Annotated in this window: 23 protein-coding genes and 1 pseudogene; 11 read left to right on the top strand and 13 right to left on the bottom strand. The window is 62.4% G+C overall.

Annotated elements, in window-relative coordinates; genetic code table 11:
- Positions 1 to 189 precede the first annotated feature (189 nt).
- The 6 genes from argS to DJFAAGMI_RS12550 all read left to right on the top strand — a co-directional run bounded on the left by argS (position 190) and on the right by DJFAAGMI_RS12550 (position 6824).
- Positions 190 to 1899, top strand: a complete 1710-nt coding sequence (gene argS, locus DJFAAGMI_RS12575) for an arginine--tRNA ligase (protein ID WP_167003537.1) — start codon at positions 190 to 192, stop codon at positions 1897 to 1899.
- A gap of 101 nt (positions 1900 to 2000) precedes the next feature.
- Positions 2001 to 2705 carry an SPOR domain-containing protein gene (locus DJFAAGMI_RS12570; protein WP_167003539.1) on the top strand — a complete coding sequence of 235 codons (705 nt, stop codon included), beginning with the start codon at positions 2001 to 2003 and terminating at the stop codon, positions 2703 to 2705.
- Between the two features lie 155 nt (positions 2706 to 2860).
- Entirely contained in the window at positions 2861 to 3511 is a 651-nt protein-coding gene (locus DJFAAGMI_RS12565) for a thiol:disulfide interchange protein DsbA/DsbL (RefSeq protein WP_043003858.1), read from the top strand.
- A gap of 130 nt (positions 3512 to 3641) precedes the next feature.
- The gene (gene lptA / locus DJFAAGMI_RS12560; protein ID WP_211457385.1) at positions 3642 to 4298 is read left to right on the top strand and encodes a lipopolysaccharide transport periplasmic protein LptA; all 657 of its coding nucleotides are present in this window, start codon (positions 3642 to 3644) and stop codon (positions 4296 to 4298) included.
- Positions 4295 to 5077 (top strand): LPS export ABC transporter ATP-binding protein, encoded by a 783-nt coding sequence (lptB, locus tag DJFAAGMI_RS12555; RefSeq protein ID WP_034355232.1) that lies wholly within the window; start codon positions 4295 to 4297, stop codon positions 5075 to 5077. Before lptA ends, lptB begins: the two co-directional genes overlap by 4 nt.
- Before the next feature lie 145 nt (positions 5078 to 5222).
- On the top strand, positions 5223 to 6824 hold the full coding sequence (locus tag DJFAAGMI_RS12550; RefSeq protein WP_211457384.1) for an RNA polymerase factor sigma-54: 1602 nt from the start codon (positions 5223 to 5225) through the stop codon (positions 6822 to 6824).
- An 81-nt stretch (positions 6825 to 6905) separates the two neighbouring features.
- Here the strand turns inward: DJFAAGMI_RS12550 and DJFAAGMI_RS25065 are convergent, their stop codons facing one another.
- The 5 genes from DJFAAGMI_RS25065 to DJFAAGMI_RS12525 all read right to left on the bottom strand — a co-directional run bounded on the left by DJFAAGMI_RS25065 (position 6906) and on the right by DJFAAGMI_RS12525 (position 11974).
- Positions 6906 to 8180, bottom strand: coding sequence for a YfaP family protein (locus tag DJFAAGMI_RS25065; protein WP_249334187.1), 1275 nt, complete (start codon positions 8178 to 8180; stop codon positions 6906 to 6908).
- Between the two features lie 43 nt (positions 8181 to 8223).
- Positions 8224 to 8790 (bottom strand): hypothetical protein, encoded by a 567-nt coding sequence (locus tag DJFAAGMI_RS12540; protein WP_211457383.1) that lies wholly within the window; start codon positions 8788 to 8790, stop codon positions 8224 to 8226.
- 494 nt (positions 8791 to 9284) lie between these two features.
- Complete coding sequence (locus DJFAAGMI_RS12535) at positions 9285 to 10211, bottom strand: aspartyl/asparaginyl beta-hydroxylase domain-containing protein (RefSeq protein ID WP_080731616.1); 927 nt, start codon at positions 10209 to 10211, stop codon at positions 9285 to 9287.
- Between the two features lie 134 nt (positions 10212 to 10345).
- Positions 10346 to 11578 (bottom strand): DUF711 family protein, encoded by a 1233-nt coding sequence (locus tag DJFAAGMI_RS12530; protein ID WP_211457382.1) that lies wholly within the window; start codon positions 11576 to 11578, stop codon positions 10346 to 10348.
- A 57-nt stretch (positions 11579 to 11635) separates the two neighbouring features.
- Positions 11636 to 11974 carry a tRNA-binding protein gene (locus tag DJFAAGMI_RS12525; protein WP_211457381.1) on the bottom strand — a complete coding sequence of 113 codons (339 nt, stop codon included), beginning with the start codon at positions 11972 to 11974 and terminating at the stop codon, positions 11636 to 11638.
- A 179-nt stretch (positions 11975 to 12153) separates the two neighbouring features.
- Here DJFAAGMI_RS12525 and DJFAAGMI_RS12520 point away from each other — a divergent pair, with 179 nt between their 5' ends.
- Positions 12154 to 13428, top strand: a complete 1275-nt coding sequence (locus tag DJFAAGMI_RS12520) for a THUMP domain-containing class I SAM-dependent RNA methyltransferase (protein WP_211457380.1) — start codon at positions 12154 to 12156, stop codon at positions 13426 to 13428.
- Entirely contained in the window at positions 13425 to 13916 is a 492-nt protein-coding gene (locus DJFAAGMI_RS12515) for a putative toxin-antitoxin system toxin component, PIN family (RefSeq protein ID WP_211457379.1), read from the top strand. The genes DJFAAGMI_RS12520 and DJFAAGMI_RS12515 overlap by 4 nt, the downstream gene beginning before the upstream one ends.
- A gap of 122 nt (positions 13917 to 14038) precedes the next feature.
- On the opposite strand, the gene fos is transcribed toward DJFAAGMI_RS12515, so the two are convergent.
- Positions 14039 to 14449 (bottom strand): fosfomycin resistance glutathione transferase, encoded by a 411-nt coding sequence (gene fos / locus DJFAAGMI_RS12510; RefSeq protein WP_211457378.1) that lies wholly within the window; start codon positions 14447 to 14449, stop codon positions 14039 to 14041.
- 397 nt (positions 14450 to 14846) lie between these two features.
- Between fos and DJFAAGMI_RS12505 the strand changes: the two genes are divergently transcribed.
- A complete protein-coding gene (locus tag DJFAAGMI_RS12505) occupies positions 14847 to 15167 on the top strand; it encodes a DMT family transporter (RefSeq protein WP_003080957.1) in 321 nt (106 codons plus the stop codon).
- 22 nt (positions 15168 to 15189) lie between these two features.
- Here DJFAAGMI_RS12505 and DJFAAGMI_RS12500 read toward each other — a convergent pair whose 3' ends face one another.
- Entirely contained in the window at positions 15190 to 15852 is a 663-nt protein-coding gene (locus tag DJFAAGMI_RS12500; protein WP_211457377.1) for a hypothetical protein, read from the bottom strand.
- Between the two features lie 149 nt (positions 15853 to 16001).
- Here DJFAAGMI_RS12500 and DJFAAGMI_RS12495 point away from each other — a divergent pair, with 149 nt between their 5' ends.
- The gene (locus tag DJFAAGMI_RS12495) at positions 16002 to 17138 is read left to right on the top strand and encodes a 3-deoxy-7-phosphoheptulonate synthase (RefSeq protein WP_249334185.1); all 1137 of its coding nucleotides are present in this window, start codon (positions 16002 to 16004) and stop codon (positions 17136 to 17138) included.
- 111 nt (positions 17139 to 17249) lie between these two features.
- Here DJFAAGMI_RS12495 and DJFAAGMI_RS12490 read toward each other — a convergent pair whose 3' ends face one another.
- From DJFAAGMI_RS12490 to ureE, 5 genes and pseudogenes are all read right to left on the bottom strand, one after another.
- Entirely contained in the window at positions 17250 to 17765 is a 516-nt protein-coding gene (locus tag DJFAAGMI_RS12490) for a GNAT family N-acetyltransferase (RefSeq protein ID WP_211457376.1), read from the bottom strand.
- A 625-nt stretch (positions 17766 to 18390) separates the two neighbouring features.
- Positions 18391 to 19050 (bottom strand): urease accessory protein UreG, encoded by a 660-nt coding sequence (gene ureG, locus DJFAAGMI_RS12485; protein WP_003068221.1) that lies wholly within the window; start codon positions 19048 to 19050, stop codon positions 18391 to 18393.
- Positions 19051 to 19082: 32 nt separating this feature from the next.
- Positions 19083 to 19415, bottom strand: coding sequence for an antibiotic biosynthesis monooxygenase family protein (locus DJFAAGMI_RS12480; protein WP_211457375.1), 333 nt, complete (start codon positions 19413 to 19415; stop codon positions 19083 to 19085).
- Between the two features lie 13 nt (positions 19416 to 19428).
- Positions 19429 to 20145 carry an urease accessory protein UreF gene (locus DJFAAGMI_RS12475; RefSeq protein WP_211457428.1) on the bottom strand — a complete coding sequence of 239 codons (717 nt, stop codon included), beginning with the start codon at positions 20143 to 20145 and terminating at the stop codon, positions 19429 to 19431.
- Positions 20132 to 20650 (bottom strand): annotated as a pseudogene (ureE, locus tag DJFAAGMI_RS12470) (urease accessory protein UreE); the annotation flags it as partial. The gene DJFAAGMI_RS12475 and the pseudogene ureE, both read right to left, overlap by 14 nt.
- Before the next feature lie 122 nt (positions 20651 to 20772).
- On the opposite strand from ureE, the gene DJFAAGMI_RS12465 reads away from it, so the two are divergent.
- Positions 20773 to 21279, top strand: a complete 507-nt coding sequence (locus DJFAAGMI_RS12465; protein WP_211457373.1) for a gamma-glutamylcyclotransferase family protein — start codon at positions 20773 to 20775, stop codon at positions 21277 to 21279.
- Here DJFAAGMI_RS12465 and ureC read toward each other — a convergent pair.
- A complete protein-coding gene (gene ureC / locus DJFAAGMI_RS12460; protein ID WP_211457372.1) occupies positions 21264 to 23006 on the bottom strand; it encodes an urease subunit alpha in 1743 nt (580 codons plus the stop codon). The genes DJFAAGMI_RS12465 and ureC overlap by 16 nt on opposite strands.
- Between the last annotated feature and the right edge of the window lie 6 nt (positions 23007 to 23012).

The following is a 23012-nucleotide window of genomic DNA, read 5'->3' as shown; positions in this document are numbered from 1 at the left end:
TTGATGAGCTGCCCTGTGTTGCTGGCAGGACATGGGCAGGCAAACTGCCCCCGCATCTCCCGTCTGTTGCTGGCGGCCGGGCGCCGGCGCGGATCTGGAGGCGGTACGCGAGTGCGTGAACCGGCCCAGGAACAAGGGTGTGGCACCAGCGATTCGGCAGGACTTGAATCGGGCACGTAAAATCCCGCGATGCTCTCCGTCAAACAGGAATTGCTCGCAGCCCTGGCTGCTGAGCTCGAAACACTCTCGCCCGGCGCCGGCGCACGCGCTGCGTTTGAAAACCCCAAAGTGGCAGCCCATGGCGACTTCGCCTGCACGGCGGCCATGCAGCTGGCCAAGCCTCTGAAGGCCAACCCCCGCGCCTTGGGCGAGCAGCTCAAGACCGCGCTGGAGGCTACTGCCGCCTTCCAGCAGTGGGTGGATGCGATTGAAATTGCAGGCCCGGGCTTTCTCAATATCCGCCTCAAGCCTGCTGCCAAGCAGGAGGTGGTGCGCGAGGTGCTGGCGCAGGCCGGGAAGTTCGGCTACCAGGCCGATCGCGGTGAGAACATCCTCGTCGAGTTCGTCTCCGCCAACCCCACAGGCCCTCTGCATGTGGGCCATGGCCGCCAGGCAGCGATCGGCGACGCGATCAGCAATCTGTATTCCACCCAGGGCTGGAAAGTCCACCGCGAGTTTTATTACAACGACGCGGGCGTGCAGATCGATACCCTGACCAAGAGCACCCAGCTGCGCGCCAAGGGCTTCAAGCCCGGTGACGAATGCTGGCCCACCGACAGCGACAACCCGCTGGCCAAGAATTTCTACAACGGCGACTACATTGCCGACATCGCCAAGGCCTTCCTGAACAAGGAAACCATCAAGGCCGATGACCGCGAGTTCACTGCCAATGGCGATGTCGAGGATTACGACAATATTCGCCAGTTCGCCGTGGCCTATCTGCGCAACGAACAGGACAAGGATCTGCAGGCGTTTAACCTGAAGTTCGACGAGTACTACCTGGAGTCCAGCCTCTATGAAAACGGTCATGTCGAGGCAACGGTCAACCGCCTGATCGCCAACGGCAAGACTTATGAGCAGGACGGCGCGCTGTGGCTCAGGTCCACCGACTACGGCGACGACAAAGACCGCGTGATGCGCAAGACCGACGGCGGCTACACCTACTTTGTGCCTGACGTCGCTTATCACATCCAGAAGTTCAAGCGCGGCTTCACCAAGGTGGTGAATATCCAGGGCACGGACCACCATGGCACCATCGCCCGCGTGCGCGCCGGCCTGCAGGCTGCCGATGTAGGCATCCCCGAGGGCTACCCCGACTACGTGCTGCACACCATGGTGCGCGTGGTGCGCAACGGCGAAGAGGTCAAGATCAGCAAGCGTGCCGGCTCCTACGTGACGCTGCGCGATCTGATCGAGTGGACCAGCAAGGACGCTGTGCGCTTCTTCCTGCTCTCGCGCAAGCCCGACACCGAGTACACCTTCGACGTGGATCTGGCCGTGGCCCAGAACAACGACAATCCCGTGTACTACGTGCAGTACGCCCATGCGCGCATCCAGTCCGTGCTGCGCGCTTGGCAGGAAGCCGGCGGCGCCGGCCTGGCGGCACTCAAGGATGTGGACCTGTCCGCATTGGAAGGCCCGCAGGCCCAGGCCCTGATGCTGCTGCTGGCCAAGTACCCCGAGATGCTGACCGCTGCTGCCGAAGGCAATGCACCGCACGACGTGACCTTCTACCTGCGCGACCTGGCTTCCAGCTATCACAGCTACTACGATGCCGAGCGCATTCTGGTGGACGACGAAAAGGTCAAGCTTGCACGTCTGGCCCTGGTCGCCGCCACGGCCCAGGTATTGCACAATGGTCTGGCTGTGCTGGGCGTGAGCGCGCCGGAGCGCATGTAATCCCGGTTTTCTGCCCGTCGCCTCCCCTGCCGGCCGCGCCACGCAGGGGGCGATGGATCTGAGAACGGAACAATCGAAGCAGAAAGCGTTAAGCGACTGATATGAAGAACCAGCAACGCGGTGGAACCATCCTGGGGCTTATCTTTGGCATGGTCATCGGTCTGGCTGCGGCTCTGGCCGTGGCCATCTATGTGACCAAGGTACCGGTGCCCTTCCTCAACAAGGGTGGCAACAACACTCAGCGCGATGCGGCTGAGGCCGAGCGCAACAAGAACTGGGACCCCAACGCACCGTTGCAAAGCCGCCAGCCCGCGCCGGCACCGGTGACGCCGCCCGTCCCGCCCAGCGATGTGACGGTGACACCGCCCACGCCTGCCGTGCAGCCGACCGCAACCGGCGGAGTCACCACCCCGCCGGCACCCGCCACGCCCGACAAGACGGCCAAGCCCGGATCGGGTGATCCGCTGGGTGATCTGGTCAAGGAGCGTTCCGCAGCGGCCGACAAGGCTGAAAAGGCGCGTGCAGACAAGGAAAAGGCAGCGGCCCAGGCCGCATCGTCCTCGGACTCGGCATTCAACTACTTTGTGCAGGCAGGCGCTTTCCGCGGCCAGAGCGAAGCGGAAGCGCAGCGTGCCAAGCTGGCCATGCTGGGCTGGGAGTCCCGTATCAGCGAGCGTGAGCAAAACGGCATCACCGTTTTCCGCGTGCGCGTGGGGCCGTTCAGCAAGCGTGACGATGCCGAGCAGCTCAAGGGCAAGCTCGACGGCGCGGGTGTGGACTCGACCCTGGTGCGTGCGGCGCGATAATCGGCCCTGCGAGGCGTTGTGCAGCCTCTCTCTGTGGAGCCCTCGGGCAGCAGCCCGAGGCGTCCCGGGCAGCGGGTGCGAGATTTAGGACTTTGCTGAACTTTTTGGGGCCGCTGGGCTCTGATACTGCAGACCTGATACAGGAGTTTGTTTAGATGAAACGTCGCGAATTCTCTCTGGCTGCCTCGGCAGCTGCCGCCGGTGCCCTGACTCTGGGCACATCCTCCAGCTGGGCCCAGGGTGCTGCACCCCGGGAAGGCAAGGACTACATCAAGCTGGGCAAGCCCGCCAGCGTGAGTGCGCCGGCCGGCAAGGTCGAGGTGATCGAGTTCTTCTGGTACAGCTGCCCGCATTGCAATGCCTTCGAGCCCCAGTTCGAAGCCTGGGCCAAGACCCAGCCCGCCGATGTGGTGGTGCGCCAGGTGCCCGTGGCCTTCAATGCCTCTTTCGTGCCCCAGCAAAAGCTGTACTACGCACTGGAAGGCATGAACCTGCTGCCCCAGCTGAACGCCAAGGTGTTCCGTACCATTCACGTGGACCGCAACCCGCTCAAGAACGATGAGGCCATCTTTGACTGGATCGGCAAGCAGGGCGTGGATCTGGCCAAGTTCAAGGAGGTCTACAACTCCTTCACCGTGGCCAACCAGGTGCGCAAGGCCACCCAGCTCCAAAACGAGTACGACGTGGAAGGCGTGCCCGCCATGGGCGTGGCCGGCCGCTATTACACGGACGGCACCAAGGCCGGCAATATGGACAATGTGCTGCGCGTGGTCAATGCGTTGATCGCCTCCAGCCGCAAGGCCTGACGCAAGGCTTCGGACGCCAACGACGTTTGATGCCCAGCAAGCCCGCCGTAGCGCGGGCTTTTTTGTGGGTGGTTTTTACGCAAGTTGCAAAAAGGGAATGACTACAATGGATGCAAGAAACGTGCCTTCCATGAAAAAAACACTCCTACCTCTTGCGCTGGCCTGCGCCCTGGCAGCAGCGACCGGCATTGTCCATGCCGAAAAGGCCGACAGCGCCAAGCCCATGAATATCGAGGCGGATGCGCTGCGTCACGACGAGCTGCAGCAGACCAGCGTCTTCACCGGCAATGTGGTGATGACCAAGGGTTCCATCGTGCTGCGCGGCGCTCAGCTTGATGTGCGTCAGGATGCCGAGGGCTATCAGTACGGGGTGATCAAGGCCGAGCCCGGCAAGCGTGCCTTCTTCCGTCAGAAGCGCGACACCGTGGCCGGCCAGCCCGAAGAGTTCATCGAAGGCGAAGGCGAAGTCATCGAATACGACGGCAAGGCCGATATCGTCAAGTTCATCCGCCGTGGCGAGATGCGCCGCTACCGTGGCGGCCAGCTCAGCGACCAGGTCACGGGCTCCATCATCGTCTACAACAACATCACCGACGTCTATACCGTCGATGGTCAAAAGACCAGTGGCGGCCTGCCTAGCTCCTCCGTGGGTCAGGGCGGTCGCGTACGCGCCATCATGGCGCCCAAGGACGGTACGCCGGGCGCACAGCCCAAGCCCGCCACACCTGCCACCCAGCTGCGCCCGAGCATGACGCTGGGCGGCGAGAAAGCCGACGAGAAGAAATGAGCGAGCCGACCTTCTCCAGCAGCCGCAGCGGCGAGTCCGACAGCCGCCTGGAGGCCAAGCATCTGGCCAAGTCCTATGGCAGCCGCAAAGTGGTCAAGGATGTGTCGCTGTCCGTGCAAAAAGGCGAGGTGGTCGGTCTGCTCGGCCCCAACGGTGCGGGCAAGACTACCTCGTTCTACATGATCGTGGGCCTGGTGCGCAGCGACGGCGGCGAGATCTTCATCGACGGCCAGCCGGTGGGCGGCATGCCGATTCACCAGCGTTCGCGCCTGGGCCTGTCCTATCTGCCCCAGGAAGCCTCCATCTTCCGCAAGCTCAGCGTGGAAGACAATGTGCGCGCCGTGCTGGAGCTGCAAAAGGACGAGCAGGGCAAGGCTCTGACACGCGACGAGATCGAAAAGCGCCTCACGGGCCTGCTGCAGGAGCTGCGCGTCGAGCATCTGCGCCAGTCGCCGGCGCTGGCGCTGTCCGGCGGTGAACGCCGGCGCGTGGAAATCGCGCGTGCCCTTGCCACGCAGCCGCGCTTCATCCTGCTTGACGAGCCGTTTGCCGGTATCGACCCGATTGCGGTGATCGAGATCCAGCGCATCATCGGCTTCCTCAAGGAGCGCGGCATCGGCGTGCTGATTACCGACCACAACGTGCGCGAGACGCTAGGCATCTGCGACCACGCTTTCATCATCAGCGACGGCCATGTGCTGGCCGAAGGCACGCCCGAGGAGATCGTGGAGAACGCCGATGTGCGCCGCGTCTATCTGGGCGAACATTTCAGGATGTGATGACCACCACGCTCCCTCACTTTGTGTGGTCGCTGCCCCCGGAAGGGGCCCTGACCGGCTGCGCCGGGGTTTGCCCTGGGGCGGCCCGGCGGCAAACCCATAGCACTGCGCGCGTTTGCAATGATTGTCTGGGAGCCGCGCCTCGATGAAGCCAGGACTCTCGCTACGTGTTTCGCAGCATTTATCGCTGACGCCGCAGCTGCAGCAATCGATTCAGCTGCTGCAGCTCTCCACTCTGGAGCTGGCGCAGGAAGTCGAGCAGATGCTGGTCGACAACCCTTTTCTGGAACGTGCGGGCGATGAGGCCGAAACTGCAGGAGATGCTCCTGTAGATGTAGCTGCTAGCGTTAGTGAATACAGTGTTTCAGATGGTATTCATGCTGAAAAAGAAGCATCGCAAGCGCAATTAGCTACTGAAACAGTAGCGGAGGCGCCGAGCCCCGAAACCCCGGAAACGCTGAACTGGGAGGCCGACGGCATGGACGGCCAGGACGGGGAGTGGGGCGGCGAATCCAGCAGCGAGTGGGATACGCCCTCGGCCAGCAGCTCCACGCGCAACCGCGATGGCGATGACGAAACCGATGCCATCGATCTGGCGCGCGAGCACCAGAGCCTGACCGACTTTCTCCATCGTCAGGCGCTGAGCCTGCATCTGGGCGCGGCAGACACGGCGGCGCTGCGCTTTCTCATCGAGTCGCTCAGCGACGACGGCTATCTCGAGGATTCCCTGCAGGAGCTGGCGCAGAGCCTGGCCGGCGACGACCTGGAAGAGCGCGAGGAGCTGGAGCAGCACTTTGCCATTGCGCTGAAGCTGCTGCAAAGCCTGGAGCCGGTGGGCGTGGGCGCGCGCGATCTGGCCGAGTGCCTGCAACTGCAGCTGCGCGATCTGATCCGCACGGCCGAGGACGAGGGTACGACCGAGGCGCATATGAGCCGGCTGCTGCTGGCGCAGGCCATCTGTGCCCAGCCCATGGACCTGCTGGCGCGGCGCGATCTGCGCAAGCTCACCAGCCTGTGCGGCGCGCGCGAGGAACAGCTGCGCGAGGCCATGGCCCTGATCGCCAGGCTGGAGCCGCGTCCGGGTCGGCGCTTTGTCGACGTGGAGCGCCATATCGTGGTGCCCGATGTCATCGTGCGCCCGGTGCGCTCCGGCTCGGGCCGGGCGGACTTTTCCGTGCAACTCAATCCCGAGGTCATGCCGCGTCTGCGCGTGCACGACATCTATGCCGGAGTGTTGCGTCGCCACAAGAACAGTGACGGTCATGCGGCGCTGCAGCAGCAGCTGCAGGAGGCGCGCTGGTTCATCAAGAACATCCAGCAGCGCTTCGACACCATCTTGCGTGTCTCCGAAGCCATCGTGGAGCGGCAGAAGAACTTCTTTGTGCATGGGGAGCTGGCCATGCGCCCGCTGGTGCTGCGCGATATCGCCGACACGCTGGGCCTGCACGAGTCCACCATCAGCCGCGTGACCACGGCCAAGTACATGGCCACGCCCCAAGGTACTTTCGAACTCAAGTATTTCTTCGGTTCGGGCCTGGGCACGGAAACCGGCGGCAGTGCCTCCAGCACGGCCGTGCGTGCGCTGATCAAGCAGTTTGTCGATGCCGAAGATGCCAGAAAGCCGCTGTCGGACGCCAAGCTGGCCGACATGCTCAAGGAGCAGGGCATTGAGTGTGCGCGCCGCACCGTCGCCAAATACCGCGAGCAGCTCAAGATCCCCACGACCACGCTGCGCAAGGCGCTGTAGCGAATCGCCGCGCGGCTAGGAGCAAAAAAGGCAAGCGGCCTGGTGAAGACCGCTTGCCTCGGGCAGGATGTGCGTCGTCGCTCAGGGGGCGAGGGTTGCGGAGTACTTGCCGTTCTGGGCGTTCTTGCTCACCACGACATTGAACATGGCATAGACCGGGTTGTCGCCGGTGGCCGCGCCCAGGGTGACCGACTTGGTGCCCAGCACGCCGTCATCCCAGGATGCAACCTGTACCGTGGCGGTTCTGCCAGCGGCTCTGGCGTAGTTGGCGATGGCGACTCGATAGGTGCCTTCCTGCAGCCTTGCCGAATCGCAGGATGCATAGTAATGCTCGGGTCCGTAGGCGACGGTATTGTCCACATCGAGATAGCCGCTGGCGCCGCGCATGTTGCGGTAGTAGACGTGCGAGCCTGATGGCTCATAAGTGTGCAGGTCGACGTCACCGCTGCCGTCCCATGTCAGGGTGGTGGTGAAAAAGCCGGATGTCGCTTGCGCAGGCGGAGCCACGAGTGTGGACAGTGCGGTCGTGATGTGGCTCTTCACGCGGTTGGAGATCTCCAGGCCCGGGTTGATGTAAATCTCGATCAAACCATGGCCGAGCAGGTCTTTCTCGCCATTCATACCGGCTGGGCGCAGCAGATAGCCGGGAATGCTGTCCGTGATGCTGGCCACCGTGCCCACGGCTCTCAGGCCATTGATGACGAGATCCAGATCCGCCAGGGTGTGTTCGCCGTTGAGCGTGGGCGATGCCGGCGCAATATGCACCACCTTCACCGAGCCTGCGACGGCCTTGGGAGCCGCATAGGCATACGCAGCGTTCGCAAACAGATTGCCCTGAGAGTGGGCGACAAAGAGAATCTTCTTGCCTTCGAGAATCCAGTTGTCGATGCGCGATTGATGCTCCATATAGTTGGCAAGCGTCGGCGGATTGCCCAGCAAGGAGCTGAGCTGGCTGATGGCTGCCGACTTGTACCAGTCAACGAATCCCGTGAGCAATCCGGTCGCTGCCGACACGGTGTTGACGATGCTGCTCCACCATGAGCCGCCACCATTCAGGGCCTCGAAGAAAAGCTCGTACCTGCCTGCCAGCAAGCCTTCCTGCTCCTGCAGGCGCTGCTCGAAGGTTTCGACGAAATCCTCGAAGCCGTTCGAATAGTTGTACAGGGTTTCATACTTGATCTGATCGCCGCCGGGGGCGGTTTGACCGTGAATGCGCTTGAGCTCCTGCAGGGCTCGATTGGCCTGCGATTCGGTGGTTTGGACACCGTTCAGAAAGGCAAAGGCGATCCCCGTTTCCCGGCATAGATTCGTATCGGGATTGACGACTTGGGCGCCACCGGTGAGCGGGGTGCTCACGACAATGAATGACAGCAAAATGCATGTGCATTTTTTGAGAATCTTATTCACAGGTATCTCCCTCTGGCAAAGCGGAGGACGTTCCATCAAGTGCCTTGTTGTATTTCAGATATGCCAATAAACGGTCCTTGGTATTGGCCGTCATCGATTCCAGCTCTTGCGCGACCCGGGCCGGCTGCTTGGAGCCATCGGCACCATCAAATTGGGAATATATGCAGTTGATGCCTCGTGAAATCTCTTTGCTGATGGCCTTGACCGCATTGATGTCCTCGGTGTCGACGAGCAAGGCCTTTTGAAAGGCTCTTGCGGTTTGCATCGCGGCGGCAAGTCGGGCGCCGGTATATTCGGCGGCCAGCAGTGATTCGATATCGTCGCGTATACCGCTGGTATTGCTGTCGGGCCCGCTGATATCAGGGCCACGTTCCAACTTGGGAATCTCTCCGGACGACTCAAGTTCCGCTATCTTTTCAGCAGGAGTTTGAGTGACGCCAGGGCCTGGCGGAGTGCCGCCGCCACCTCCTCCGGCATTGCTGTCACCATCGCCGCCCCCGCAGGCAACGATTGATCCCACGAGGGATGCAATCAATAGCATTTTTATGTTTTTCAGCACTGTCGCTCTCCTCGGTGGATGGTTAAAAACTTTCGTGATTGATAATGCATAAATATCACTCCCTGCTGCTATTTGGTAAAAGACCGATTCCTGTGGTTCTTAACAGGTGAAAAAATTCTATCGGCCTCTTTTAAGAAATATCTTCTATTAAGGGTAAACCCTTTAATTGAAGTGAGAGAGGTTTACGATTAATCAATATCCATGCCGGGCTGACAATTGTTTTTTTGCTTTAAAGGCTCTTTGAGAGTGAGTAAATGTTTTTAATGCCATATTTTGTAAACCGTCACTATTTATTTTGATTCTGATTTGTTTTTGTAGTGACGGATATTGCATGGCAGATAACTGTCCAGACATTGAAATGCGTATTGCGGTCCTCTGGACAGGAATAAACTCGCTTCATGGGAGCGGGGTTTGAGACGGTCCGCCAAGGAGGCGAAAAAAAAGCCGCTGGACATACGTCAGCGGCTTTTTGGGGCTTTGCCTTCAGGGCAGGCTTATCGAGACGGAATCAACCACCAGATAAACCAGACCAGCACGCCGATCATCAGTCCGAACTTGAGGATCTTGTAGAAGGTCGGGTTCCAGTCGCGGAAGGCGCGGCGGTACTTGCCCGCATAGAACGAGATCTTGAACAGCTTGCTGATCATGCCGCGCGGGTCGCCTTCGTTGTTGGGCGAGCTGGCGGCGGCCACCACATTCTTGCCCAGCCAGTGGTTGAGCCATTGCGCAAAGCCATTGGTCATGGGGCGCTCCACATCGCAGAACAGCACGATGCGGTTGCCTTCGCTGCGGTTCTCTGCCCAGTGCATAAAGGTCTCGTCGAAGATCACGCCTTCGCCTTCGCGCCAGCTATAGGGCTGGCCGTCGACCTCGATCATGCAGCGGTCGTCGTTGGGCGCCAGCACGGCCAGGTGATAGCGCAGCGAGCCTGCATAGGGGTCGCGGTGCAGATTGAGCTTGGCGCCGGGCGGCAGCTCGGCAAACATGGCGGCCTTGACGCTGGGAATCGACTTCACCAGGGCCGTGGTCTTGGGGCACAGCTCCATGGCCGAGGGGTGGGCATCGCCGTACCACTTGAGGTAGAAGCGCTTCCAGCCGGTCTTGAAGAAGGAGTTGAAGCCTGCGTCGTCGTTGTTGGCGGCGGCCTTGATCTGCATGTTCTTTTGCAGATTGACGGCTTCCTCGCGGATCTCGCGCCAGTTGGCCTGCAGCGGCGCCAGCTCGGGGAAGGTGCTGGTGGGCAGATAGGGCGTGCGCGGCACCTTGCTGAACATCAGCATGAAGACGTTGAACGGCGCTGTGAACGTGGAGTGGTCAAACAATTGCTTGACCACCTTGTGGCGCACCTTGCCGCGCAGATGCATGTACAGCCCGCAGCCAAAGAAGAGCAGCACCAGTGCCAGAACGATAATTTTTGCCATAAGGATCAATTTTACCGGGGGCACCCCGGCTGCCACCATGGAGGCAGGTCAAACAGAACCGGGGTAGGGGAATATCAAAAGCAATAGCTGCCGGCACTTGGCTGCCAGGCGCGGCAGCCGGTCGGGATCGATATTCAAGGCAGGGCCAGCACGGCACAGTTGCAAAGGTCGGCGCTCTCGAAGGCTGTTCTGTCGCCGGCTCTGAGGCCCGGTACGGGGAACAGGCGCACCGTCAGCGGCTTGTTGAGGCGAAAAGCCATGGTGCCCGTATCGCGCATGACGGCGGCGATCTGCTCGGCGCTGCTATCCCCCGGCACCGGCACGGTATCGAGGCCGATGCCGCAGACGCTGCTGTAGGTCAGCAGGGCGCGGATATCGAATTCGTCATTCAGGCTGGCCTGTGCCAGGCCCTGGTCCTCGGTAACGGCCAGCATCAGGCCGCTGAAGCCGATCTGCGTCACGCCGCTTACCGATTTGAAGACGCGGGTCAGCAGGGCCGATGCTTCCACCGTGCCGCTGGCGCCGAAATGGGGCACGCCCAGCAGTTGGTAGACATCGACCATGGAGGCGCAGGACTTGGACGGCGCGGCCGAGGTGTCCATGCCGGCGATATGCCAGCCCTCGGCCAGTTTCACGCCGTCGGCGCAGCGCTGGATGGCGCCGGCATGCTCGTTCAGGGTCTGGCTCAGGCGCTCGAATGCGAGCTTGAACCACGCCGCATGATCGAGCTGAAGGCGCTGCTGCTGCAGCGCCTTCAGTTCAGCCACCATGAGGTCTGGTGTTTCCAGACCCAGCACCAGCGCACCGTGGTGCTGGCCGCGGTGGTAACTGGCCGGGAAATAGGGAATGCCGGGTGCGCAGTTGAAGTTGACCGTGAAGTTGAAGTTGCCTTCGCCGCGCGGCGTGGTGCGCGCGATTTGCTGAATGGCCTGCACGCTGTGGGTCAGCAAGCCGGTCTGCAGAAAGCCATGTTCATCCAGATCGATATTCACGCAGGCGTTGCACAGGTCGCCATAGGCAGCAATCAGCTGCGGCAGCAGGGCCACTTCCTGCGCATTGCGCGCTTCGCCCACGGCAAAGCGGATGCGGCGTTTGCCGGTGTTGATGGCTTTGAGCGTTTCAGCAATGTGCTGCAGGCCGGCAAGGGCGCTGTCTATGCCGCTGACGTCCAGGTATTCGCCGAACGGGTTGCTCACAATGCGGATGGACTGCACCTGGTAGCCCCGGGCCTCGATGGCATCGGCCACGGCATCGCATTGCTGCTTGGCCTGGGTCAGGCCGGCCTGCCACTGTGCCTTATCGGCGCTGAGGTTGACAAAGGCGGTGACGGTGCGCACGCGCACCAGCGGGTTGAAGCTGATATTCATAGCAGTATCCGTAGGCAGGAGAATGGCTGGCGGCCATTTTGCATCTGAATATGCCGATCACAGCAGGCGCGTGCCCAGCGGCACCTCCTTGTCGGGCACGCACAGGGCCACGGCTCCCGCGGCATCGTGAAAACCGGTCACAAGACATTCGCTCATCAAGGGCCCAATCTGCTTCTTCGGAAAGTTGACCACGGCCACCACCAGCCGTCCTATCAGCTCCTCGGGCTGGTAGTGGGTGGTGATCTGCGCGCTGGACTTGCGCTGGCCCAGCTCGGGGCCCAGGTCCACCAGCAGCTTGTAGGCGGGTTTGCGGGCCTCGGCAAAGACCTCGGCCTGCAGCACGCGGCCCACGCGCAGCTCCACCTTCATAAAGTCGTTCCAGCTGATTTCTTCCATGTCGTCATTGCTCCTTGGCCTGGCATCATGCCTGGGGCCCTGCATGCATCTGTAGAGCAACGCTTGTCGTGCGCGGGCACCGGAAAAGGCCTAGCGCGTATGCTTATGCCCTGTAAAGCGCACAACAGGCTCCCGTGAGCGTCCGGCGCCTGCGCCGTTGCTGGCGCGCACTGATTTCTATGAACCAACTGCATTTGTTTCTGCCCTGCGCCGCCGGCGTCGAGGGCTTTCTGGCCGACGAGGTCCACGCCATCACCGGCGCCAGCGGGCAGGATCTGCTCGTGGGCCGGGGCGGCGTCATGCTGCGCGGCATGTGGCGCGATGCCATGCTGCTCAATCTGCACAGCCGCCTGGCTCAGCGCGTGCTGATCGAGTTGTCGCACACCATGTACCGCAGCGAGAACGATCTGTATCGTGCCGCCAGCGAGGTGGCGTGGGAGATCTGGTTCTCGCCCAAGGAAACCTTCAAGATCGAAGTCACGGCCCAGCATAGCCCGCTGACCAGCCTGAACTTCGCGGCGCTCAAGGTCAAGGACGCGATCGCCGACCGTTTCCGCGCCAAGCGCAATGGTGTGCGTCCCAGTGTGGAGACCCATCACCCCGATGTGCGTGTGCATCTGCACCTGACGACCGACGGCGCCACCATCTATATCGACACCTCGGGCGAGGCACTGTTCAAGCGCGGCTGGCGCGAAGACAAGGGCGATGCCCCGCTCAAGGAAACCCTGGCCGCAGCCATGATTGCGGCCTCGGGCTGGAACCCGCATGGCGACAACCCCCAGCCGCTGTACGACCCCTGCTGCGGCAGCGGTACCCTGGTGATCGAGGCCGCGCAGATCGCGCGCAGGATTCCGGCCGGCATTCTGCGTCGCTTTGCGTTCGAGAAGCTCGTGCCTTTTCAGCGCCATGTATGGGAAGCCATGCTGGATGAGGCCGAGGGCCAGATCCTGCCCGAATCGCCGGTGGGCATTTACGGCTCGGACATCGCCTTCCGTATGGTGGACTTTGCCCAGCGCAATGCCGAACGTGCGGGTGTGTCCGCTACCGTCAGCCTGCGCGGCGGTGATGCCTTGCAGCGCATGCCGCCCAGCGAGCAGCCCGGCATGATGCTGCTGAACCCGCCCTATGGCGAGCGTATCGCGGCCGCCGGCAGCGCAGGCCGCAATGCGGCCGAGCGCATGGGCCAGGTCGAACGCGCAGGCCGTGAAACCGCGCAGACCGAGGACGGTGGCGAATTCTTCAACCAGCTGGCCAGCCACTGGAAGAAGAACTACAGCGGCTGGAGCGCCTGGATGCTGACGCCCGACCTCAAGCTGCCCAGCAAGATGCGCCTCAAGGAGTCGCGCCGCACGCCCATGTGGAACGGCCCTATCGAGTGCCGTCTGTTCCGCTTCGACATGGTCAAGGGTTCGACCAAGCCGCGCAAGGCCGCAGAAGGCGACGCACAGCAATGAAGATCGCTCCCCTGCGCTGGCCGGCCTGCAACGCCGGCTATGACGGCCCGTTGCCGCGTCCCATGATTCTGGACACCAACGTGGTGCTGGACATGCTGATCTTTGACGACCCGGATATCCCGACCATCCGCGAGCTGGTCGCCCGTGGCGAGGTGCGCTGGATTGCCGATGAGGCTCAGCGCATCGAGCTGGGTCGCGTGCTGCACTACAGCCAGATTGCGCCGCGCGTCAGCTACTACGGCAAGACGCCCGAAGGCGTGATGGCGGCGTTTGACGAGGCCGTCGAATATGTGTCCGCTGCACCCAAGATCCGCTTCACCTGCACCGATCCCGATGACCAGCATTTCCTCGATCTGGCAAGCCAGCACAAGGCCTTGCTGGTCAGCAAGGACAGGGCCGTGCTCAAGCAGCGCAAGCGCGTGGCAACGCACTATGGTGCGACGGTGGGCAATGTGGTGGTGATGGAAGAGGAGCGGTTGGCCGCCTAGTGTGGCGCAGCCAGGCTGGCTCCCCGGTATCGACTGGCAGCGCTCCTTGGAGCGCTGCTGTGTCAAACAGGCTCTTGCACCTGGTCTTGCCTGAGTAACGCCTCCGTTGCCTGCTCGTTGGCTCAGTCGAAAAACCGCATGCCCGCATAAGGCCGCAAGCGGCATTGCGCCAGGCGGCTTTCCAGAGAACCGACATGGGCTTCGAGCTGGTGGCCGTCCGGGTCCAGAAAGTAGAAGGAATCGCCTTCGCTGCGGTTGCTCTTCCACTCCCGGACACCGCATGACCTAGCATGATCCACAAAGTGCGCGAAGTCCTGCTGAGCAAGGGTGAATGCGTAGTGGGTGTAGTCAGCGCTGCGGGCCTGGCTTCGCTGTTCGTCTGACGACAGGCACAGCCACAGATCACCGAGTCCCAGATAGGCACCTTGATCCCACTGCGCGCGTGGACGAAAGCCCAGCACGCGCACATAGAAATCCAGGCTGAGCGGCAGATCCGCGACGGCCAGAGTGAGGTGGTTCAGTCCTGAAAGCATGATGGCGATGGGCGGGCTTGGCACAAGCCACCCAGTGTGCCATTGCCTTGCATCAGCTCTGTCCCTGCATGGTGCAGTCCTCGAGGGCCAGCAGGAGCTGCGCACCGCCTGTGTTGCGCCTACGGCATTCAAGGCGCCGCTCCTGTCGGCATCGGGCCTGCCGAATCCTTCGCAGTCCGTCAAACCTTGCACTGCCCTATGGAATCCGCAGGCGTTGACGGCCGGAGCCAACGAAGCGCTGGCCCATGGTGTGGCGGCCGAACCACCCATGGCTGGCCCGGATTAGCGCATGCGGATTAGGATTCATGCCGCAGGGACGACCTTGCCGGGCCATGCGATGCATGGCCTGTATTCCTGCCGGGACGGCCTGGCCATTCGATCTTCAAAGAGGTTTTCTATGGCTTGGGTTTATCTGCTGGTGGCCGGCGTTCTGGAAGTGGTCTGGGCCTTCACCATGAAGCAGTCCCATGGTTTCACCAACCTCAAATACAGCGCCATCACCATCGTGGCCATGATCGCCAGCTTTGGTCTGCTGTCGGTGGCCATGCGCAGTCTGCCTCTGGGCACGGCGTATACGATCTGGACCGGTATCGGTGCCGTGGGTGCATTCCTGGTGGGCGTCACGGTGCTGGGAGAGCAGCTCAGTGCCATGCGCGTGGGAGCGGCTGTCCTGATCGTCAGCGGTCTGGTGCTGATGAAGCTGTCGGCCGGGGAATAAAGCACCGCCCGTATACGCTGAATCAGCGCGTCATGGCGGCTGGTGTCTCCGGTGCCATCGGGCATTTGCTCAGCCACAGTGCCAATCCCTGCCGGTAGGCGGCCGGGTCCATGGCATCGCTATGGCGGGGGATATGGTAGGCCTTGCCCTCGGCCGCGAGCCGGGCACAGGCCACTTTGTAGAAGTCGGGTGTGGCCTGCAGGCGCGCGATCTGCGCCCATTCGAGCCGTTCTCGCGCACCCCGGTCGTGGATCAGCGTGAAGCCCTGATCGTCGAGCTGCAGGCGGTAGCCGCCCTCCAGGCGGCGCAGGCGGGCTCGCAGGCCTGCGCGCACCAGCTTCCGGTGCAGGCCCTGCAGCGGCGCTTGGCGCATGGCTTGGTGCTGACGCAACGCGCCGAGCAGGCGCGCTGAGTAGCGCTTCCACAGCAGGATGCAGAGCACGGTCGAGACCAGCATGGCGATGATTTTTTCGGGGCTCAGCTGCTGGCCCGGCCGAGCGATGGTCAGCAGGCCGCCCCCCAGGCCCAGGCAGAGCAGCAGCGGGGCGAGCCAGCGCTCCTGCCAGCCCGCCATCCGGGCCTGCAGGGCGGCCTGTTGCCGCGCGTGCTGCTGCATCTCGCACTGCAGCGCAGCCTGCAGCCGGCAGTCGGTGTGGGTCGGGGTGATGGTGAACAGCAGTTCCATGGGCGGTGGCGTTCGATCTTCTAGGGGCCGCCAGTCTACCGGGGCGGGGCGCCGTCCAGCCTTGCCCGGCTGGCGGCAGCAGGCCGCTTTCCGCAGCCGCCGATGGGGGCGAGCGCGCGGGTTAAAGCGCATGGCGCGACAATAGCGGGATGACATCCTCCACGACGCCCCTGCATCCCGGCGCAGCTTCGGCCCGCAAGGCCCCGCCCAAACTGACCACGCTGGACAAGACCCGCATTGACGACACGCGCATCAAGATCGTGCGCCCGCTGCTGACCCCGGCACTGCTGGAGGAGTGGCTGCCCGTGACCGAAGAGGCGCAGCAGCTGGTCGAAACCAGCCGTGCCGCCATTTCGCGCGTGCTGCATGGCCAGGATGACCGGCTGGTGGTGGTGGTCGGACCCTGCTCCATTCACGATCACGATCAGGCCATGGATTACGCGCGCCAGCTCAAGGTCCAGGCCGATGCGCTCAAGGACGATCTGCTGATCGTGATGCGGGTCTACTTCGAGAAGCCGCGTACCACCGTGGGCTGGAAGGGCTATATCAACGATCCTTACCGCGACGGCAGCTTTGCCGTCAACGAAGGGCTGGAGCTGGCACGCCGCCTGCTGCTCGATGTGCTGGCGCTGGGTCTGCCTGCCGGCACGGAATTCCTGGATCTGCTGTCGCCGCAGTTCATCAGCGACCTGGTTAGCTGGGGCGCGATTGGTGCACGTACCACGGAGAGCCAGAGTCATCGTCAGCTGGCCAGCGGTCTGAGCTGCCCCGTGGGCTTCAAGAACGGCACAGACGGCGGCGTGAAGGTGGCCAGCGATGCCATTCTGGCCGCCCAGTCTTCGCATGCATTCATGGGCATGACCAAGATGGGCCAGAGTGCGATCTTCGAGACGCGCGGCAATCAGGACTGCCACATCATCCTGCGCGGCGGAAAGGCTCCCAACTACGACGCGGCCCATGTCCAGGCTGCGTGCGAAGTGCTGGAAAAGGCCGGCCTGCACCCGCAGGTGATGATCGATTTCTCGCATGCCAACAGCAGCAAGCAGCATCGCCGCCAGATCGATGTATCAGCGGATGTGGCCCAGCAGATTGCAGGCGGCGACACGCGCATCACCGGCGTGATGATCGAAAGCCATATTCACGAAGGCCGTCAGGACATCGTGGAGGGTGAGGAGCTGGCCTACGGCATCTCGCTGACCGATGCCTGCATCAGCATGGAGCAGACGGTGCCGGTGCTGGCGCAACTGGCTGCCGCCGTGCGTGCGCGTCGCCTCAAGACGGCCTGAGGCCGCCAGGACGAGGCTGGATGAACAAGAGGCGCCGCGGCGCCTCTTGTTCTTTGCGCTTTTCAGCAGGCACCCGGCCTTCCGGATCTCTTCGGCCGGCCGCCCATGCTTTCAGAGATCCAGTGTTAGCTTGAGCATGTCCTTGTGCTGCACGCCGCGCTCCCACAGCGGGGTGGTGTAGTTCTGCAAAAAGAAGTCGCGCTCGATGTCGGTGACGCGAAAACCCAGGCGTTGGTAGAACAGCAGCTGGTCGCCAAAGCTGCCAGTTCCCACATCCAGCTGCTGCACGCCGCGTTCGCGCATTTCGCGGATGGCTCGCAACAGCAGGGCCGAGCCTATGCCCTTGCTCTGCCAGGCCGTGGACACGGCCATGTTCATCAGTTCCCACCGGTGAAGGCCGTCGCCCTCGGGGACCAGCACACATACGCCGATCAAGGCACCGAGGCCGCTGGGAGTGAACTGTTCCGTCTGGCGCGCTCCAAAGCAGGTGGAGCCGGGCAGATAGCGCTTGACGCGCTCGCGCGATGGGTCGGCCAGCAGCAGCAGATGCCAGGGGGCTTCTGCGGGGTTCATGGTGGTGATGTGCCAGGCAGCAGGCGTGCTCGGGCCGGTCGGCGTGGAGGTCATGCGTGCGCTCCGCTGCGGTGGAAGGCGGGCGCTGCATATTGGCCGGGCTGGATGTCGGCATTCATTCGATGGGACGCAAGCCCGCCCATCTGCTGCAAACCACAATCTCGCGCCATTTCCACTTTCCGACTGCGGGAGTTGTGAGCCCGCCACAAATATTGTCAACAGGCCATAGCGTAGCAGTCGGCGGGCATATTCGGTGACGTACTGGTGAAAAGTACAGCGTTATGCGTCAATTTTGATGCAGGAATCTCGCAAATATTGATGTGCTCAGGCCTTGCAATTGCGTGAGCAGGCACTTCAAGGCAGTGCGCTGACGAGCCTGACGCCCTTTGCGCAGGACGGGCTTTGCAAAAGCGAAGATAGTGGTTTATACTTAGCTACAAGGGTTAACCCTTAAGGTCTAACCCGCGAATGACAGTACATGAGATGCGTGCTGTCCATCGCTTGAAGTGCATCTCTTGATTTCATAGAAAGCTCATCATGCGCCAAGCTATCAACTCCCTGATCGAATTCATCCAAGAAGCTCGCGAGTTCCATCTGGATCTGGCCAACCAGTAATCACGCACTGGTTAGAGAAACAGCCGCCGCTCCAGGCGGCTTTTTTTCGTCCTGAAAGAGGTGTTCAGGCCGCCAGCAGGCCCTGTTTCTCTATGAAGGCCACCACCTCGTCCAGACCTTCCAGTGTCTTGAGGTTGGTCATCACAAAGGGCTTGAGACCCTTGGGCGTGGTGCGCTGCTTGATGGTGTCGCTGCGCATGATGTCCAGATTGGCGCCAACATGGGGAGCCAGGTCGGTCTTGTTGATGACGAAGAGATCGCTCTTGGTGATGCCGGGACCGCCCTTGCGCGGAATCTTCTCGCCTGCTGCCACGTCGATCACGTAGATGGTCAGATCCGACAGCTCGGGGCTGAAGGTGGCAGCCAGGTTGTCGCCGCCCGATTCGATGAAGACGATGTCGGCATCGGGGAAGTCCTTGAGCATGCGGTCAATGGCTTCCAGGTTGATGGAGGCATCCTCGCGAATCGCCGTGTGCGGGCAGCCGCCGGTTTCCACACCCATGATCCGCTCGGCGGGCAGGGCGCCGCTGATGGTCAGCAGGCGCTGGTCCTCCTTGGTGTAGATGTCGTTGGTGATGGCGACCAGGTCCCATTTGCCACGCATGGCCTTGCAAAGCATCTCCAGAATCGTGGTCTTGCCCGAGCCCACGGGCCCGCCTATGCCCACGCGCAGCGGCGGCAGCTTCTTGGTGCGGTTGGGGATATGGTGCAGTGCGGTCGACATGGTGAGTTCTTTCGAGAATGAGAGGGTTGCGATCAGCGGGTCTTGCCGTAGGCACGTTCCACCTTGGCAATGCGCAGCTCGAAATGCTGGTACCAGGTGGTGTGGCCTTTTTCCTGGGCGATCTGGTGCTCGGCGTTGTGCTTCCATTGACGGATGGCTTCCTCGCTTTCCCAGTAAGACACGGTGATGCCGAAGCCTTGGGCATCGCGGGTGCTTTCAGCGCCCAGATAGCCTGCTTGCTGGCCGGCCAGTTCCACCATGTGGTCGGCCATCTCGCCATAGCCCTGGTCCGTCGGGGTGCGCAGGGAGGTGAAGATGGCGGCGTAGTACGGTGGCTGGGGCGTGTTGGCAAACAGTGCAGACATGGCGGATGGAGGTTCAGCTACGGAAAAGTCGAGAATACTGGTGTTCATGCTGGGCCGAGAGAATGGCCAGCATGGGCGAGAAAGCCTGTCTTGCGTTGTCCGGCAACGCCAGCGCGTATTCGACGGCGGCGGGAATCTCTGAAGTCAGTCGCGCCAGGATGCGCTGGCCGGCGCTCTGGCCCAGGGGCATGGCCTTGATGGCGGCCTGAACCATGTTCTCAGCCCAGCCAAAGGCATAGGCCAGCAGTGCATCACGCGGTGTGGCGCCGGTGCATTGGGCTGCCAGCGAGAAGGCGATGGGGTAGCTGGCATCCTGCGTGGCCAGCCAGTGGACGGAGGCCAGCGCGGCTGCTTCGTCGGCGTAGCGGTTTTTCAGCCACTCGGTCAGCGAGCGGCCCATTTGCTCGGTCTGCAGGCGCAGCTCGCTGGTTTCGCGCGTGACTCTTACCCACTGGTTGAGGCTGGCGATGCGCGCCAGATCGGCACTTTTCCAGGCCGGCATGGCCTGCGCAATCACGGCCATGTCCCCGCGCGACTGGGTCAGATGCAGCTGCTGCACCAGCCAGCTGGCAGCCTCTGCTTCCGTTGTGACCAGCGCCGCATTGATGGCCGCTTCAAGCCCTTCCGAGTAGGAAAAGCCGCCGATGGGCAGGGCCGGCGAGGCCAGCCACATCAGCTGCAGAAAGCTCTGCGCGCCAAGAGCCAGCAGTGGCTCAGTGGGCGTGGTCATGCGAGTGTCCATGGGCGTGATGATGGTGGCTGTGGCCATCGTTGGTCACATGGCCGCCATAGGCGCCTCCTTCGGGCTCGAAAGGCAGATCGGCTTCGACCACCGTCATATGCATGCTGCGCAGCATATCGGCCAGCACATGGTCGGGTTCGATCTTCAAATGGTCGGGCTGCAGCTCGATCGGCACATGGCGGTTGCCCAGATGGTAGGCCGCGCGCATCAGGTCAAACGGCGTGCCATGTTCGGCGCAGGCCGTGATATGCAGCACTTTTTGCGGTGCGGCCAGCACGCGGATCAGGCTGCCGTCTTCGGCCACCAGTACATCGCCGCCACGCACGGCCTGGCCGCGTGGCAAGAAGACGGCCAGCTCGCGACCCTGGCTGTCGGTGGCGGCAAAGCGGCTCTTCTGGCGCACGTCCCAGTCCAGTTCCACGGACGCGGCGCGTTTGAGGATGACGGTGGAAAGGCCCTGGCCCTGGAGCAGCAGTTTGTTGGCAGTCAGCATGGTGAATTCACAATGAAATAAAAGGCCCGAACCAGATTGGCGCGCATGTTGCATGCCCTGCGCATATCAGTGATTTTGATGGTTCGAGCAAGATGACAACTCTTTTGGAAACTTCGACAGAAATGGCAGCACCGACCTCTTTGCATGATGCGCCTGCTGGCTGGCAGGGCTGCGGCGCAGCCTATGTGGCGGTGTATGGCACGTTGCGTGCCGGTGGCATCAACGATATTGCAAGGCTCCAGCCAGGCGTCGCCTGTGTCGGCAGGACCCAACTGACCGGCACTTTGCATGACCTTGGCTGGTACCCGGGCCTGAGCCTGCAAGGCACGCAGGCCGTGCTGGCCGAGGTCTACCCCATGGACGCAGCGCTGGAGCGGGCCATGGATCGCATCGAAGGCCTGTGGCCCGAAGACCTGGGCGAATACGCCAAGCGCATTCTGACCCTGCCCGTGATGCTGACCCAGGGCGGTCAGCAGTCCATCACCTTGCTGGTGTACGAGGCCTTGCCCGCCACGGTGAGTGCTGCGCCGCAGCTCGCCGTCAGTGACTGGCTGGCCTGGTTTGAGGGCAAGGGCATGCAGCATCCGGATACGGAGTTTCAGCTCAACACCGCTCAGAACAGAAAGTAGCGCTGTGCCATGGGCAGGCTGACCGCGGGCTCGCAGGTCAGCAGATCGCCATTGGCGCGCACGGCATAGGTCTGGGCATCCACCTCCATATGCGGCGCCAGATCGTTGTGGATCATGTGCTGCTTCTTCACATTGCGTATGCCCTTGACCGCGGACAGGGTCTTGTGCAGCCCGAAGCGCTGGCCGATACCGGCGGTAAGCCCTGCCTGGGAGACAAAGGTCAGCGAAGTTCTGGCAACCGCCCCGCCAAAGCTTGCAAACATCGGGCGGTAATGCACGGGCTGAGGCGTGGGAATGGAGGCGTTCGGATCGCCCATGGCCGCCATGGCGATGCTGCCGCCCTTGAGTATGCAAAACGGCTTGACGCCAAAGAAGGCGGGCTTCCAGATCACGATATCGGCCCACTTGCCCACCTCGATGCTGCCCACCTCGTGGCTGATGCCGTGGGCAATCGCGGGATTGATGGTGTATTTGGCGATATAGCGCTTGACGCGGAAGTTGTCGTTGCGCGCGCCGTCGTCACTCAGGGCGCCACGCTGCAGCTTCATCTTGTGCGCCGTCTGCCAGGTGCGCAGTATGACCTCGCCCACGCGGCCCATGGCCTGGCTGTCGGAGCTGAACATGCTGATCGCGCCGATGTCGTGCAGGATGTCCTCGGCCGCAATCGTTTCCTTGCGGATGCGGCTTTCGGCAAAGGCCAGGTCTTCGGCAATGCCGGCGTCCAGGTGGTGGCAGACCATGAGCATGTCCACATGCTCGTCCAGCGTGTTGATGGTGTAGGGGCGCGTGGGGTTGGTGGAGCTGGGCAGCACATTGGCCTCGCCCACCACTTTCAGAATGTCGGGCGCATGGCCACCGCCCGCACCTTCGGTGTGAAAGGTGTGAATGGTGCGGCCCTTGAATGCGGCCACGGTGTCCTCCACAAAGCCGGACTCGTTGAGCGTGTCGGTGTGGATGGCGACCTGGGTATCGGTGTCCTCGGCCACATCCAGGCAGTTGCTGATGGCGGCTGGTGTGCTGCCCCAGTCCTCGTGCAGCTTGAGGCCGATGGCGCCGGCACTGATCTGCTCGTGCAGGCCGCCGGGCAGGCTGGCATTGCCCTTGCCCAGAAAACCCAGATTCATGGGGAAGGCGTCGGCGGCCTGCAGCATGCGTTCCATATGCCAGGGGCCTGGCGTGCAGGTGGTGGCGAAGGTGCCGGTGGCCGGGCCGGTGCCGCCGCCGATCATGGTGGTCACGCCGCTGGTCAGTGCTTCCTCGATCTGCTGTGGGGCAATGAAATGGATATGGGTGTCGATGCCGCCTGCGGTGACGATATTGCCTTCGCAGGAGATGATTTCCGTGCCCGGGCCGATGATGATGCTCACGCCCGGCTGGGTGTCGGGGTTGCCGGCCTTGCCTATGGCCACGATACGGCCGTCCTTGAGACCGATGTCGGCCTTGACGATGCCCCAGTGGTCCAGGATCAGTGCATTGGTCAGTACGGTATCGACCGCACCGCCTCCGTCAGGGCCGGTTCCCGTCCCGTCGCGTGTGCGCTGGCTTTGCGCCATGCCGTCGCGGATGGTCTTGCCGCCGCCGAACTTCACTTCCTCACCATAGCCGCCAGCGGCCAGGGTGTAGTCTTGCTCGACCTCGACGATGAGCTCGGTGTCGGCCAGGCGCAGACGGTCGCCCACGGTGGGGCCAAAGGTTTCTGCGTAGGCTCGTCGGTCCATGGTGGCCATTGAGGA

The organism is Comamonas brasiliensis (assembly GCF_018292285.1).
Taxonomy (GTDB): domain Bacteria; phylum Pseudomonadota; class Gammaproteobacteria; order Burkholderiales; family Burkholderiaceae_C; genus Comamonas; species Comamonas brasiliensis.
This window is presented reverse-complemented; position numbering and strand designations above follow the sequence as displayed.

Bases quoted from the DNA above. Each gene is read 5' to 3' on its own strand.
- DJFAAGMI_RS12525 (WP_211457381.1), bottom strand. From the start codon at position 11,974: ATGGAAGAAATCAGCTGGAACGACTTTATGAAGGTGGAGCTGCGCGTG.
- DJFAAGMI_RS12490 (WP_211457376.1), bottom strand. From the start codon at position 17,765: ATGACCTCCACGCCGACCGGCCCGAGCACGCCTGCTGCCTGGCACATC.
- DJFAAGMI_RS12505 (WP_003080957.1), top strand. From the start codon at position 14,847: ATGGCTTGGGTTTATCTGCTGGTGGCCGGCGTTCTGGAAGTGGTCTGG.
- DJFAAGMI_RS12495 (WP_249334185.1), top strand. From the start codon at position 16,002: ATGACATCCTCCACGACGCCCCTGCATCCCGGCGCAGCTTCGGCCCGC.
- DJFAAGMI_RS12570 (WP_167003539.1), top strand. From the start codon at position 2,001: ATGAAGAACCAGCAACGCGGTGGAACCATCCTGGGGCTTATCTTTGGC.
- DJFAAGMI_RS12535 (WP_080731616.1), bottom strand. From the start codon at position 10,211: ATGGCAAAAATTATCGTTCTGGCACTGGTGCTGCTCTTCTTTGGCTGC.
- lptB (WP_034355232.1), top strand. From the start codon at position 4,295: ATGAGCGAGCCGACCTTCTCCAGCAGCCGCAGCGGCGAGTCCGACAGC.
- DJFAAGMI_RS12515 (WP_211457379.1), top strand. From the start codon at position 13,425: ATGAAGATCGCTCCCCTGCGCTGGCCGGCCTGCAACGCCGGCTATGAC.
- DJFAAGMI_RS12500 (WP_211457377.1), bottom strand. From the start codon at position 15,852: ATGGAACTGCTGTTCACCATCACCCCGACCCACACCGACTGCCGGCTG.
- DJFAAGMI_RS12480 (WP_211457375.1), bottom strand. From the start codon at position 19,415: ATGTCTGCACTGTTTGCCAACACGCCCCAGCCACCGTACTACGCCGCC.
- ureC (WP_211457372.1), bottom strand. From the start codon at position 23,006: ATGGCCACCATGGACCGACGAGCCTACGCAGAAACCTTTGGCCCCACC.
- DJFAAGMI_RS12565 (WP_043003858.1), top strand. From the start codon at position 2,861: ATGAAACGTCGCGAATTCTCTCTGGCTGCCTCGGCAGCTGCCGCCGGT.
- ureG (WP_003068221.1), bottom strand. From the start codon at position 19,050: ATGTCGACCGCACTGCACCATATCCCCAACCGCACCAAGAAGCTGCCG.
- DJFAAGMI_RS12520 (WP_211457380.1), top strand. From the start codon at position 12,154: ATGAACCAACTGCATTTGTTTCTGCCCTGCGCCGCCGGCGTCGAGGGC.
- fos (WP_211457378.1), bottom strand. From the start codon at position 14,449: ATGCTTTCAGGACTGAACCACCTCACTCTGGCCGTCGCGGATCTGCCG.
- lptA (WP_211457385.1), top strand. From the start codon at position 3,642: ATGAAAAAAACACTCCTACCTCTTGCGCTGGCCTGCGCCCTGGCAGCA.
- DJFAAGMI_RS12550 (WP_211457384.1), top strand. From the start codon at position 5,223: ATGAAGCCAGGACTCTCGCTACGTGTTTCGCAGCATTTATCGCTGACG.
- DJFAAGMI_RS12530 (WP_211457382.1), bottom strand. From the start codon at position 11,578: ATGAATATCAGCTTCAACCCGCTGGTGCGCGTGCGCACCGTCACCGCC.
- DJFAAGMI_RS12475 (WP_211457428.1), bottom strand. From the start codon at position 20,145: ATGACCACGCCCACTGAGCCACTGCTGGCTCTTGGCGCGCAGAGCTTT.
- argS (WP_167003537.1), top strand. From the start codon at position 190: ATGCTCTCCGTCAAACAGGAATTGCTCGCAGCCCTGGCTGCTGAGCTC.
- DJFAAGMI_RS12465 (WP_211457373.1), top strand. From the start codon at position 20,773: ATGGCAGCACCGACCTCTTTGCATGATGCGCCTGCTGGCTGGCAGGGC.